At 65.4% G+C, this 12,850-nt stretch carries 14 protein-coding genes; 6 read left to right on the top strand and 8 right to left on the bottom strand.

The window, feature by feature from the left end; translation table 11 throughout:
• Window positions 1–156: 156 nt before the first annotated feature.
• Window positions 157–915, top strand: coding sequence for a prolyl oligopeptidase family serine peptidase (locus EL249_RS02870; protein WP_005674461.1), 759 nt, complete (start codon window positions 157–159; stop codon window positions 913–915).
• Between the two features lie 73 nt (window positions 916–988).
• Here EL249_RS02870 and putP read toward each other — a convergent pair whose 3' ends face one another.
• The gene (putP, locus tag EL249_RS02875) at window positions 989–2,509 is read right to left on the bottom strand and encodes a sodium/proline symporter PutP (RefSeq protein ID WP_005674460.1); all 1,521 of its coding nucleotides are present in this window, start codon (window positions 2,507–2,509) and stop codon (window positions 989–991) included.
• A gap of 285 nt (window positions 2,510–2,794) precedes the next feature.
• Here putP and EL249_RS02880 point away from each other — a divergent pair, with 285 nt between their 5' ends.
• Together EL249_RS02880 and cueR are read left to right on the top strand one after the other, a co-directional pair.
• Window positions 2,795–5,398, top strand: a complete 2,604-nt coding sequence (locus EL249_RS02880) for a heavy metal translocating P-type ATPase (protein ID WP_005674459.1) — start codon at window positions 2,795–2,797, stop codon at window positions 5,396–5,398.
• Between the two features lie 126 nt (window positions 5,399–5,524).
• Window positions 5,525–5,929: a Cu(I)-responsive transcriptional regulator gene (gene cueR, locus EL249_RS02885; protein ID WP_005674457.1), complete on the top strand. Its 405-nt coding sequence runs from the start codon at window positions 5,525–5,527 to the stop codon at window positions 5,927–5,929.
• 529 nt (window positions 5,930–6,458) lie between these two features.
• Here cueR and EL249_RS13710 read toward each other — a convergent pair.
• On the bottom strand, window positions 6,459–6,584 hold the full coding sequence (locus EL249_RS13710; RefSeq protein WP_267878742.1) for a hypothetical protein: 126 nt from the start codon (window positions 6,582–6,584) through the stop codon (window positions 6,459–6,461).
• 92 nt (window positions 6,585–6,676) lie between these two features.
• The gene (locus tag EL249_RS13110; RefSeq protein WP_005674455.1) at window positions 6,677–6,817 is read right to left on the bottom strand and encodes a hypothetical protein; all 141 of its coding nucleotides are present in this window, start codon (window positions 6,815–6,817) and stop codon (window positions 6,677–6,679) included.
• Between the two features lie 75 nt (window positions 6,818–6,892).
• Between EL249_RS13110 and EL249_RS02895 the strand changes: the two genes are divergently transcribed.
• A complete protein-coding gene (locus EL249_RS02895) occupies window positions 6,893–7,192 on the top strand; it encodes a toxin-antitoxin system TumE family protein (RefSeq protein WP_005674454.1) in 300 nt (99 codons plus the stop codon).
• Window positions 7,189–7,563, top strand: a complete 375-nt coding sequence (locus tag EL249_RS02900; protein ID WP_005674453.1) for an HVO_A0114 family putative DNA-binding protein — start codon at window positions 7,189–7,191, stop codon at window positions 7,561–7,563. The genes EL249_RS02895 and EL249_RS02900 overlap by 4 nt, the downstream gene beginning before the upstream one ends.
• Before the next feature lie 29 nt (window positions 7,564–7,592).
• Here the strand turns inward: EL249_RS02900 and EL249_RS02905 are convergent, their stop codons facing one another.
• The 5 genes from EL249_RS02905 to EL249_RS02925 form a co-directional block, all read right to left on the bottom strand.
• Entirely contained in the window at window positions 7,593–8,069 is a 477-nt protein-coding gene (locus tag EL249_RS02905; protein WP_005674452.1) for a type II toxin-antitoxin system VapC family toxin, read from the bottom strand.
• Complete coding sequence (locus EL249_RS02910) at window positions 8,066–8,323, bottom strand: ribbon-helix-helix protein, CopG family (RefSeq protein ID WP_040530097.1); 258 nt, start codon at window positions 8,321–8,323, stop codon at window positions 8,066–8,068. The genes EL249_RS02905 and EL249_RS02910 overlap by 4 nt, the downstream gene beginning before the upstream one ends.
• Before the next feature lie 76 nt (window positions 8,324–8,399).
• Window positions 8,400–8,618 carry a hypothetical protein gene (locus EL249_RS02915; protein WP_170169593.1) on the bottom strand — a complete coding sequence of 73 codons (219 nt, stop codon included), beginning with the start codon at window positions 8,616–8,618 and terminating at the stop codon, window positions 8,400–8,402.
• A 154-nt stretch (window positions 8,619–8,772) separates the two neighbouring features.
• Window positions 8,773–10,746, bottom strand: a complete 1,974-nt coding sequence (locus EL249_RS02920) for a TonB-dependent receptor plug domain-containing protein (RefSeq protein WP_005674449.1) — start codon at window positions 10,744–10,746, stop codon at window positions 8,773–8,775.
• A gap of 215 nt (window positions 10,747–10,961) precedes the next feature.
• Window positions 10,962–12,077 (bottom strand): glycosyltransferase family 9 protein, encoded by a 1,116-nt coding sequence (locus EL249_RS02925; protein WP_005674447.1) that lies wholly within the window; start codon window positions 12,075–12,077, stop codon window positions 10,962–10,964.
• A 46-nt stretch (window positions 12,078–12,123) separates the two neighbouring features.
• On the opposite strand from EL249_RS02925, the gene EL249_RS02930 reads away from it, so the two are divergent.
• Entirely contained in the window at window positions 12,124–12,825 is a 702-nt protein-coding gene (locus EL249_RS02930; protein WP_005674446.1) for a DUF4254 domain-containing protein, read from the top strand.
• Window positions 12,826–12,850: the final 25 nt, after the last annotated feature.

Genomic DNA, 12,850 nt, shown 5'->3' on the forward strand with positions numbered 1-12,850 from the left:
CTGTGCAGCTGGGGTTTGTCCATGGGGAAGGAACGGATCGTCCTGCGGGATGATCCGGTCCTTCCCTTGCGCTTTGGGCAGGGAGACGCCATCTGTGCGCAGTGTGCTGCCGTTGTGGCAGCATGACGGCTTTTTCACCTGCCACGGGAAGACATCATGGCCATTGCCCATATCCTCAAGCCGGCGCCGGAAGGCGGCGCTGCCCAGCTGTTTCTGCTGTTCTGCGATGCCGGTCAGTCCTGGCAGGAGATGACGCCTCTGGGTGAGGCGCTGGGCAAGGCCTTTGGTTCAGCGGCCATCGTGGCGCTGCAGGGGCCGCACGCCGTGGGTGAAGATCATGGCTGGCTGGAGCCGGTGGGTGAGACGCAGGCCGGGGCAACGGACACGCCCATGGAAGGCCGTGCGCTGCTGACGGCCTGGGAAGATGAGGCGCTGGCAGGGGCTATCGAGGCAGCACTGCCGGGCTGTATCGGCAGCATCCGTAGCTGGCAGGCGCAGATGAAGGTGCTGCCCGAGGCCACGGCACTGATCGGTGTGGGCGAAGGGGCCACGATGGCGCTGGCGGCCGCGATGGCGTCAGCCGGTGACGGACATCCGGTCTGCGGTCGCGTGAGCACTGTGGGAGGACGTTTCGGGCCGGTGCCTGATGCCGTGTCACCGACGCTGGTGCTGCATCTGGTGCATGGCAAGGCGGACCAGAGCGTGCATTTCCGTCATTCGGTGAAGACGGCCGAGGACCTGGTCAAGCGTGATGCGGACGTGATGGCCGATATCGTGCCGCATGAGGGCCATGCATTGAGTGCCGAGCTGGTGGGCTGGCTGGTGGACCGTCTGCAGTCACGGGTGCCGCGTCATCTGTGGCAGGCCGCCATGCGCGTGCAGGGCGCCGAGCCGGGCGGGGACAGCTGCGGCTGAGGGGCTGGCGAAAAAAGGGCCAGTCATCCGTGCAGTGGATGATCTGGCCCTTGGTTTGAAGAGAAGGCTTCGCTTAGCCGTGCTCACGCACGTCGGTTTCCACTTCGTCGAAGGTCTGGCGGATGCTGGCCGAGGGCGGCGGCGAGATCAGGCTGAAGATGACGACGGCGAGGGTCGAGAGCAGGAAGCCCGGGATGATCTCGTAGACGGTATCGAGCACGGGCATGCCCAGGGCGGCCCAGCTGGTCTTCTTCCAGATGATGACGGTGAGGGCACCGACGATCATGCCGGCCAGTGCGCCGTTGCGGGTCATGCGCGGCCACATCAGCGACAGCAGCACGACGGGGCCGAAGGCGGCACCGAAGCCGGCCCAGGCGTAGCTGACCAGGCCCAGCACTTCGCTGTTGGGGTCGGAGGCCAGCCAGATGGCGACGACGGAGACCAGCAGCACCATGGCGCGGCCGACCCAGACCAGTTCATGGTCGGAGGCGCCGCGGCGCAGGAAGGTCTTGTAGAGGTCCTGGGTGAGGGCGCTGGAGCAGACGAGCAGCTGGCAGGACAGGGTGCTCATGACGGCAGCCAGGATGGCGGCCAGCAGCAGGCCGGCGATCCAGGGGTTGAACAGCAGCCGGGAGATCTCGACGAAGACGGTCTCGTTGTTGGCGGCCACGGTGTTGGGGATTTCGGGGTGGCTGCCGAAGTAGGCGATGCCGAAGAAGCCGACGCCGACCGAGCCGAACAGGCACAGGAACATCCAGATCATGCCGATGCGGCGGGCGTTGGGGATGGTGTGGAGCGATTCGGCGGCCATGAAGCGCACGAGGATGTGCGGCTGGCCGAAGTAGCCCAGACCCCAGGCGGCCAGCGAGAGGATGGCCAGGGTGTCGAGGTCGCCCATCAGGCTGGTGGCACCGGGCTTGATCTGTTCGACGAGCTGGATGCTCTCGGTGACACCGCCCTGGTTGTAGATGACCATCAGCGGGGCGAGGATCAGTGCGCCGATCATCAGTGACGCCTGGATGGTGTCGGTCCAGCTGACGGCCAGGAAGCCGCCGATGAAGACGTAGGCGATGGTGCACAGGGCGCCGACCCAGAGGGCGACGCTGTAGGGCATGCCGAACATGCTCTCGAAGAGGCGGGCGCCGGCCACGACACCGGAGGCGCAGTACAGGGTGAAGAAGACGAGGATGACCACCGCCGTGAAGATGCGCAGCAGGTTGCTGTGGTCCTCGAAGCGGTTGGTGAAGTAGTCGGGCATGGTGAGGGCGTTGCCGACCTTCTCGGTGTAGACGCGCAGGCGCCCGGCCACGAAGTACCAGTTGAGCCAGGCGCCGATGCACAGGCCGATGGCGATCCATGATTCGGACAGGCCGCTGGCGTAGACGGCGCCAGGCAGGCCCATCAGCAGCCAGCCACTCATGTCGGAGGCGCCGGCCGACAGGGCGGTGACGAAGCTGCCCAGGCTGCGTCCGCCCAGGATGTAGTCGGACAGGTTGCTGGTGGCCCGGTAGCCCAGCCAGCCGATCAGCAGCATGGCAACCAGGTAGATGGCAAACATGATGGTGGTTGCCGTATCTGCGGGGGTCATGGTCATGGACCGTCTCCTTGTATCGGATGGATAGATGCCGGCGGAAAGGCCGGGCAGATCCGGAGGGTCGGCCGCGGGATGGGGCCGTAGGGATCTGCCGGATTGTCGTCAGGATGGACAGGGGAGGGCATCCTGCACGAAAACGCTGGCAAGGTGGCGGATTCTACGCGCAAGGTGTCATGGGACCACTGATGGAATGGTTATTGATTGCAGGGGCATTGACCTTCCCACGATGGGAAGGTTTATGCTTGGAGGCTCCAGCAAGGCCGTGAAACGGCAAGGAAATGGATCATGAATGAACCGAATCCGGTTGTGTCCGGCACCGGGCTGCAGAAGGCGGCCCAGACTCTTGTGCTGCCCATCGAGGGCATGAGCTGCGCGTCGTGCGTGCGGCGGGTGGAGATGGCGCTGGGCAAGGTGCCCGGGGTGGCGTCGGTGAACGTGAACCTGGCCACCGAGCGGGCCACAGTGACGCTGGCCGAGCCGCTGGAGACGCAGCAGCTGGTGCAGGCGGTGCAGAAGATGGGCTACGACGTGCCCGAGAGCACCGTGGTGCTGCAGGTGGATGAGATGAGTTGCGCCTCATGCGTGGGCCGGGTGGAGCGGGCGCTGAAGGCGGTGCCGGGCGTGCGTTCGGCCAGCGTGAACCTGGCCACGGAACGGGCGACGGTGAGCGGGCTGGCGCCGGTGGCGGCGCTGCTGGCGGCGGCCGAGAAGGCCGGGTATCCGGCACGGGTGGTGGACGGCGGTGAGGATGCCGGTGCGGCCCCGGGGGCTGCGGGCGAGGGCGCTGATGCCCATGGTGGCGGTGTTTCCAGGGAAGCGGGTGCTCACTCTGTTGTGGATCGCAAGGCGGCCGAGCAGCAGGCGCTGTGGCGTGACCTGTGGCTGGCGGCAGCGCTGGCGCTGCCGGTGTTCCTGCTGGAGATGGGTGGGCACATGGTGCCGGCCTTCCATCACTGGGTGGCGCACACCATCGGCACGCAGAACAGCTGGTACCTGCAGTTCGTGCTGACGACGCTGGTGCTGTTCGTGCCGGGGCTGCGCTTCTACCGCAAAGGCATTCCGGCGCTGCTGCGCGGGGCGCCCGACATGAATTCGCTGGTGGCGGTGGGCACGCTGGCCGCGTGGGGCTTTTCCACGGTGGCCACCTTCCTGCCGTCAGTGCTGCCGGCAGGCTCGGTGAACGTGTACTTCGAGTCGGCGGCGGTGATCGTGGTGCTGATCCTGGTGGGGCGCTTCCTGGAGGCGCGGGCCAAGGGGCGCACGTCGGAGGCCATCCAGCGGCTGGCGGGCCTGCAGGCCCGCACGGCCCATGTACGGCGTGACGGCCAGGTGGTGGATGTGCCGCTGGCTCAGGTGCGGGCGCAGGACGTGGTGGAGGTGCGCCCCGGCGAGCGGGTGCCGGTGGATGGCGAGGTGATCGAGGGCGACAGCTATGTGGACGAGTCGATGATCACTGGTGAGCCGGTACCGGTGGCCAAGACGGCAGGCAGCCCGGTGGTGGGGGGCACGGTGAACCAGACCGGCGCCTTCACGCTGCGGGCCACGGCCGTGGGCGGCCAGACGGTGCTGGCGCAGATCATCCGGATGGTGGAGCAGGCGCAGGGTTCCAAGCTGCCCATCCAGACCCTGGTGGACCGGGTGACGATGTGGTTCGTGCCAGCCGTGATGACGGCTGCGCTCATCACCTTCGTCATCTGGATGGTGTTCGGGCCGACGCCGGCGCTGGGCTTTGCGCTGGTCAACGCGGTGGCGGTGCTGATCATTGCCTGCCCGTGCGCGATGGGGCTGGCCACGCCGACCTCAATCATGGTGGGCATCGGCCGCGGGGCCGAGCTGGGCGTGCTGTTCCGCAAGGGTGAGGCGCTGCAGCTTCTGAAGGACGCGAAGGTGGTGGCGGTGGACAAGACCGGCACGCTGACCGAGGGCCGGCCGGCGCTGACCGACCTGGAGGTGCGGCCGGGATTCGAGCGTGCCACGGTGCTGGCCCAGGTGGCGGCGCTGGAGTCGCGCTCCGAGCACCCGATTGCGCGGGCGCTGGTGGCGGCCGCCGAGGCCGAGGGGCTGGCGCTGCCGGCGGTGCAGGACTTCGAGTCGCTGACGGGGCTGGGCGTACACGCACGGGTACAGGATTCATCGAAAGTGGGCACTGACTCTGCGGAGCCTGCCGGGGTACCGGTGGCCGTGGGGGCCGACCGCTACATGCAGTCGCTGGGGGTGGATGTGAGCCCCTTTGCCGAGGTGGCACAGCGCCTGGGGTGCGAGGGCAAGTCGCCACTCTATGTGGCCGTGGACGGCAAGCTGGCCGCCATCGTGGCGGTGTCGGATCCGATCAAGGTGACGACGCCGGCGGCCATTGCGGCGCTGCACGCGCAGGGACTGAAGGTGGCGATGATCACCGGTGACAACGCCCGGACCGCGCAGGCCATTGCCCGGAAACTGGGCATTGACGAGGTGGTGGCCGAGGTGCTGCCGGCGGGCAAGGTGGAGGCAGTGAAGCGCCTGCAGGCCACCCATGGGGCGCTGGCCTATGTGGGCGACGGCATCAACGATGCGCCGGCGCTGGCGCAGGCCGAGGTGGGGATGGCCATCGGCACCGGTACCGACGTGGCCATCGAGGCGGCTGACGTGGTGCTGATGTCGGGCAATCTGCAGGGGGTGGCCAAGGCCATCGGGCTGTCGCGGGCCACCATCCGCAACATCCACGAGAACCTGTTCTGGGCCTTCGCCTACAACACGGCGCTGATCCCGCTGGCTGCGGGCGCGCTCTACCCGGCCTTCGGCATCCTGCTGTCCCCGATGCTGGGGGCTGGTGCCATGGCGCTGTCCAGCGTGTTCGTGCTGGGCAATGCGCTGCGGCTGCGGCATTTCGGGCGCGGGGAGAATGCTTGAGCTGATGGGCAGGGACGGTCTCCGGGTGGGTAGGCCAGACGTGTCGGGTCCATACCGCTTTGGCGGAACATCGGGCGTGTGGCTGCCCGTGTTCGCGGGCCGTTCAGGCCATGACGGGAGAGCGCGATGAACATCGGTGAAGCGGCCCGGGCCTCGGGCGTGTCGGCCAAGATGATCCGCTACTACGAGCAGGTGGGGCTGATCCCGGCCCCCCTGCGGCTGGCGTCGGGCTACCGGGCGTATTCGGAGAAGGACGTGCACCGGCTGCGCTTTGTGCGGCGCGCGCGTGACCTGGGCTTTGCGGTGGACGAGATCCAGACGCTGCTGGACCTGTGGAACGACCGGTCCCGCCACAGTGCGGACGTGAAGCGGATTGCCCGCGGGCATATCGAGGACCTTCAGCAGCGCATTGCCAGCCTGCAGCAAATGGTGGACACACTGCAGACGCTGATGGATTGCTGCGCGGGGGACGAGCGGCCGGATTGCCCGATTCTGGTGGGGTTGGAGAGGGGGGCGGATTGTAGCGGTTGAAAATTGAGGCTAGGATCTGCTTGAAGTATTTGTGGCCTGTGCAAGGGGGTGAATGTGGCGTCTCCAGAAATACCAAGCACCGGGACAAAAGATCCTTGGTTGATTTATGTTATTTTGTCAACGTGTTTTCCTTTCTTGTTGACTGTTTCCTCGTTCATGCCCGGTCATCTGGGTGAGATCAGCATTCGTTCTGCCTTTTTATCGATCGGTATCGTTGTTGTGGCTGTTGTTGTGGCGATCATGGCAAGACGGGGAAGGATTGATGTGCCTCTCTGGGCCATCATGTTGATAGCGCCATGTTTGGTAGCTATTGTTTTATTCGGCAGAATGTTCTTGTGAGTCCCCAGTGTGACGCTTGTGGGGGTCTTGTGGCACATTCATTCTTCTAGGGGGCTGTTATATAAAGGCTCCTGCTCGCAAAGCTTGTTCAATGGAAGATCGGGGGCTATGTTCGATTATCACTTCCGGGTTGTTTTAATGGGTTTCAATGTGAGTCGATGAAAAGCATGGCCACCAAGAATCTGATTTCTCACAATATCCGGTTGATTATTGGGATGATAAAGAGTAACAGAATGATGATGGTGGCCATGAAAGCAAGGTCTTCGCCGCCCCCGGGCAGCTCCTTGAAAATGGTTTTCATGAAGAATTTTTTCATGAGAACGCTCATTGGTACGACGAAGGCGCAGAGAGCCAGTATTTTTGTGAGATATCCATGTTCCATGGGAAAGTTCTTCCTGGTGGTTGCGCTCAATCGATGATATCTGAATAGTCGATGTTTGTGCCGGCGGAGAACACGGCAACGATGATGATTATGCCGAACTCGCGGCGAAAGTAGGCCAGTATCTCGCGCAGTTGGCTACCAGCCAGATCCGAGTAAACGACCTTCATTCTCTTTCGGAGTTGTGCTTTTGACGCGGGTTCCCATGGGTTGACGGATTATTGTCAGCCGTGACATACTGCATCATGGCTGATATCAAGATATCCGATGAGTCTCATCACATCTCGGACAAGCGAGGCAATGGTCAGTTGCGTCGTGAGGTGTGGGTGGATTCCCGGACAGGGCTTGTGACCCGTTACAACCTTGCCTACATCAATCACCGGATTTATCCGCGGGACAACGGTCGGGTCATAGGGTACGACAATGCTCACGATGGACATCATCGTCATGTCTTTGGCGTTGTCGAGCCTGTCGAGTACACCACTTTTGAGTCCATCGAAGAGCGTTTTCAGCAGGATTGGATCGCCCTGAGGAAGCCCAAATGACCCATGTCGTTATCAAGACCGGAACAGAAGACGAGTTCTTCGCCAGAGGGCGGCAACTGGCCCGTAGTGCTGATCGTGGCGAGCGGCTGCCTGAACAGCGCATTCTCAGTTTTGAGGATCCCGAAGACCTGATGAAGCTGTTGACGGCTGCCAGGCTCAATCTGTTTCGTGCAGTCAAGGAGGCCCCTGGTTCAATTACGGACATTGCTGTACGGCTTCATCGGGATCGCAGCGCGGTCAAGCGAGATATCGATGAGCTTGCCAAGGCGGGGTTGGTTACGCTTGAAGATAAGCCATTCCCGGGGCATGGACGCAGGAAAGAGGTTCGTGTGGTCGCCGAGCGCTTCAGCCTGCATGCTGATATCGTCTGATCTTGTCTTGAAGAGCGCTCGATTACCTTTCAGCGCAGCAGATTGACCAGCGCCTTTCCTCGCGCGTCCCGGTAGATATCGAAGTCGGCATCGATGCTGATGATGCGGTGAATGCCGAGCCGTGCGGCGGCTTCGGCGATGGAGGCGTCGGCCAGGTCCAGGGGCAGGCTGGCGAAACGCTGGGCGATGCGGTGGACGGCTGGAAGGCTCGTGTCGGTGGGGATGTCCACCTGGACAGCGCCGCGTTCGATCCACAGCAGGAAGTCCAGGGCGGCCTGGTTATGGATGCGACGGGCCAGCAGGGCGCAGACTTCGGTCAGTACGGGCCAGGTGGTGATGAGGCGGACTGCGGGATGCGTTTCCAGCCAGTGTCGCACGGGCAGGTGCCAGTGGTCCGCTGCGTTGAACAGGGCCAGCAGGGGGCCCGGGTCGACCAGGACGGGGCCCTCGACGGGGGCTGGCCACCGAAGTGGGGGCTCTGCGACTTTCTGTTCTGACATCTTCATTGCCCCTTGCGGTGTTTCTCTTCCCAGGCATCGGCCAGATGGCGGCGGCGTTCGGCGGACAGATCGGCCGGGCCGGCATGGCGGCCAAACAGGTCTGCGCCGAGGCTGAAGGCGGAGGCCCTGGGGGGCGGTACGTTCTGCAGGTAGGCGCTGAGCGCGTCGCGCATCAGCTCGCTGATGGAGCGGCCTTCCTGGGTGCTGCGCTGGCGCAGCTGATGTTCCAGTTCGGGAGGCAGCTTGACGGTGGTGGTCATGGCGACATGCATTCAGATGACTAGGGTAATACGAATGGTATTACCCTAGTCATCTGAATGCAAGAAGGGCGTTTCCTCAGCGCTGGAGGGGCTTGTCCGGGGGCAATGGCTGCCTGTTTTCATCTTCGTCCAAGCGCCGGGAAAGTTCTTCAAACGTGAGTCGACCGCCGATTTCTTCGGCTAATGTAATCTGTTCCATCATGAACGTTTTAAACGGCCGGTTATCGTCGGCAGACTGAAAAGCCCGGATCTTCGCCAGTAACGGATGACGCATTTTGAACCTCTGTTTCGTCACTCACTGCGCTCCCGTCCGAAGTTAGTGCCTCGGCCGATGGCGTGCTTGGCCGGGTGCAGAAAATGAACAGGGCCGGCCCCTTCGTGGTTGAAGGAACCGGCCCTGGGTCGGCGGGGTCAGTGACTGGAGGTTTTCCAGTCACGGTCACCTTGCCTTACCGCGGCGAGTACGACACGCCCAGCATCACGGTGCGCGGCTGCTGGTTGTAGTAGCGCCAGCTGGCGTTGCTGCGGTTGCCGAGGTTGTAGACGTCGGCGTGGGCTGTCAGCTCGGGGGAGACGCGCCAGGACGAGCGCAGGTTGACGAGCAGGCCGCCACCGACGCGCCGCTGGTTGGCTTCGTCGGAGAAGTGGCGGTTGTTCAGCACCACGTCGGCGCCCACGCTGTACTCGTCGAAGCTGTAGTCCACCTGGCCGCTGAAGGTGCGCTTGGCGACGTGCGGCAGCACGCGGCCGGTGGCGCTGTTCTTGGGATTGACCAGGTCGAGGTTGGCCTGCCAGCTCAGTCCCTCAACCAGCTGGCCGGGGGCGTTTTCCTGGCCGAGGGAGAGGGCGATGCCGGTGATGGTGGTGCGGCCGACGTTGGTGATGGCGCAGTTGGCGGCTCCGGTGCAGTCGCCGATGGTGGTGAGGCGGTCACGCACGCGGCTGCGGTAGACGATGGCCTTGGCGTAGGTGGCCTGGTCGGGCTGCCAGTAGGCGCCGGCGTCGACGGTCTGGTTGCGCTGCTGTTTCAGGCGGGCATTTTCCGGGCTGGCGTAGTAGTCGGCCAGGTCGGGCATGCGGTAGCCGGTGTTGAGGTTGCCCACGACGCGCAGGTTGTCGGCCAGCCGGTAGCCATAGCCCACCTGGTGGCTGAAGGTCTTCTTGTAGCGGTTGCTGTCGTCCAGACGCAGGGCCACGTTGAGCTGGTGCGGGCCGTATTCGCCCACGGCGTTGCCGGTAAGCGCATGGGTGGTGCGGGTGGGCGAGGACAGGCCGGTGGTGTCGTAGCTTTCTTCCAGCCGTTCGGCGCCGACGCGGGCCAGGACTTCAGGGGTGACCTGCTGGGTGGCACCCAGGCCGTATTCACGCAGGCGGGTCTTGTCCCAGGTGGCGACGTTGTTGGTGTAGTTCCAGGTGTTGCTGATGCTGCTCTGGCCGAACTTGGCGTCCAGTCGGGTGTTCGGGCTGAGCTGGTGGTCGGCGCGCAAGCCGGTCAGTTCCAGGCGCTTCTTGGCGGCCAGGGCGGTGTTGCCGCCATAGGTGCCGTCGAAGTCGGCGTTGACGGTGTTGCGCATGGCCACGACGGTGACGTTCGTGGCGGTGGAGAGGCGGGCGTCGAGGCGACCGGAGAGGTTGTCGCGCTTCCAGCTGTCCTGGTCGTCCTGGTGGCCGGGGTAGTCACGGGCGGTGGCGTCGAAGCCGTCGCCGCGCTCGCGGCCCACGTCGAGGGTGCCGGTGATCTGTTCATTGCCGCCCGAGACGCGGCCGCGCATCTGCATGTAGCCGCGGCCGCCGATGCCGGCTTCGCCGCTGACGCGGGTCTTGGGACCGGCACGGTCGGACAGGTACTGCATCACGCCGCCGCCGGCATTCTGGCCGTAGACGCCCGAGGCGGGGCCACGCAGGATTTCGGTGCGGCTGCCATAGGCCATGGGCAGCAGCGAGAAGTCGGCGCCACTGGCGGGGCTGACGCGGAAGCCGTCGATCAGGACGAGGGTGTCCTGCAGGGCATTGCCGCGGATGGCCAGGCCGCCGAAGGAGCCGGGGGTGCCTTGCGAGCGGGCCTGGATGCTGCCCAGGGCCTCGAAGGGCGTGAGCTGGCTGGCGTTGCGCTGGGCGTGGTAGGTGGGCAGCACGACGACATCACTGGTCAGCGTGTCGATGGCGGTGGGCATGTTGGCGGCGGTGACCATCCGGGCGCCGTGGTGCGGGGCGGCGGGTTTTGCCGCGGCCCTGGATGCCGGTGCAGCCTGCGGGGTGTTGCGTTGCAGGTTGTAGTGACGTCCCTGGTGGTTCTGCTGGCCGGCGTGAGCGGGGCGAGCGGTACGGGCGTGGTCCGAGGCGGTTTGCGCCATGGCGGCCGGGATGGCTGCCAGGGAGAAGGCTGCGGCAACGGCCGCAGCACAGGTGCTTCGCTTGAACATGGGTTTCTCCGAAAGGTGCAGCCGGCGGGGTGTACGTCGCCGGGGCGCAACAGTGTCGTTTCGCCTGCAGTTTAGGCCGCCGTCTGTCGGCCGACAAACGGCGGGTCACAATGTGTGGCTTTGAGGGCAACGGCCTGCCGCGTTGTTTTGCGGGATGCGGCGGGATGTAACGGCCTCGTGCAAGGCCGAAAACGGGCAGGCGTGCGGCCGCAGGCTCAGCCCTGGCGGGCGGCCGCGATGGCCTGGTGCACCTGTTGCAGGACGGTGTCCACCTCGGGCCAGGGGTGGTGCTGGATGAGGGTGACGTGAGGGCCGAGGGCGCGGTAGCGGCTGGCGTCGGTGGGGCCCAGGACGGAGACGAGGCGAGCGCCGACGGCGGCAGCCAGGTGACCGGGGCCCGTGTCGTTGGCCACGACCACGGCGCTGTGGGCCAGCAGGGCGGCGTAGACATCCAGGGGGACGCCGGCCAGGGTCTGGGCATCGGGGTAGTCGGTGCGGGCCTGGATGGTTTCCGGCCCCGGGCCGGGCATGAGCAGTACCGGCAGTTCGGGGACGAGTTGCCGGCACAGGGTGGGAAAGCCGGGCCAGGCCTTGCTGGCGCCTTTCAGGGTGCCGGTGGCAAAGGGCACCAGGCAGGCGTAGGGCAGGATGTGTGGCTGGCCGTTGTCGGTGTCCTGCACCAGGCCCTGCTGGCGCAGCAGTTTCAGGGCGGCGGCCCGGACATCATCGGTCAGGGGGAGTGTGGGCCAGTCCATGGGGGTGGCCTGGGAAGCCGGGGCCTGCCTTGCGGCCGGGGCGGCGCTTCCATTCGGGGTGGAGCGGCCATCAGCCGCCGGGTGGGCGGATGGCATGGCGCTGGACGGGGGCGCTGCCGTGCGGGCATCCAGACCGTCGGGCCGGCCGGAGGTGAGGGGGCCGGCGACGTTCCAGAAGCGCTGGCTTTCATGCAGCGGCTGTGTGGGCCGGGCAACGGGGTGGGTGAGGAACCAGCCTCGGCCGTCCTGGCGGTAGCCGACGGTGTTGAGCCCGGCCAGCCAGGCATCCAGGGCGCTGGAGAAGGAGTTGGTGAGCAGCAGGGTGTTGAGGCGCTTGTCGAAATCCGCGTCGAGGGTGCGGACATCCCGGGCCAGGCCGCGCAGCAGGCGGGCCCGTTCGCGCAGGGGGCCAGGCAGGGTATGCACGGGCCAGCCGCAGCCGGCCAGCAGGGGGACAGCCCAGCGCTTGCCTACCAGTTGCAGCGCGTAGCCGTGATGATGCAGGTGCCAGAGGGTGGGCAGGCTCATGACGACATCGCCGACCCAGTTCGGCAGACGAACGATGAGTGGTCGCATTTGTGGATAATTCAGTGATCTTCCACCGATTATGGAGTGAAACGAGATGCAGGGTGCAGACAACCAGAGTCGTCGGGTGCTGAACGGTGCAGCGGTGATTGCCTTCCATCAGCAGTGTCTGGCGCTGCCGGGCTGGCCCAAGGCGGGCGTGGCGCCGGATGGCCATGCGCTGGACCAGGCGCCGGCCACGGACGATACGCAGGTGCTGTTGTGGCACTGGGTGGGCAACAACCACCGCTTCAACAGCCTGCTGTGGGACGAGGAGGATCTGGCGCGGCGTACCCGCGTTTCGGCCGAGGAGATTGCCGGCAACAAGCGGGCCATCGACGGCTACAACCAGGCGCGCAATGACGCCACCGAGCGGGTGGACGAGCTGCTGCTGCTGGGGCTGGGTCTGGTGGATCCGTCGTCGGTGGGCGGTGATTCGCCGGTGAGCCTGGCGGGCCAGGGGGCGCGGATGAACAGCGAGACGGCCGGCAGCATCATCGACCGGATGTCGATCATGGCGCTGAAGGTGCGGGCGATGAAGGCGCAGACCGAGCGCACCGATGTGGACGAGGCGCATCGGGAGTCCTCGCGGGCCCGGCTGGCACGGCTGGAAACGCAGCGCGACGATCTGGGCCGCTGCCTGGATGAGCTGATGGCCGACTGCCGTGCCGGCAAGGCCTATTTCAAGGTGTACCGCCAGTTCAAGATGTACAACGACCCGGCGTTCAACCCGGCGCTGGTGGCCGAGCGCGGCGCCTGAGCGGAGACGATCATGGCTTCATCGG

The sequence above is a fragment of the Lautropia mirabilis genome (assembly GCF_900637555.1).
Lineage (GTDB): Bacteria > Pseudomonadota > Gammaproteobacteria > Burkholderiales > Burkholderiaceae_E > Lautropia > Lautropia mirabilis.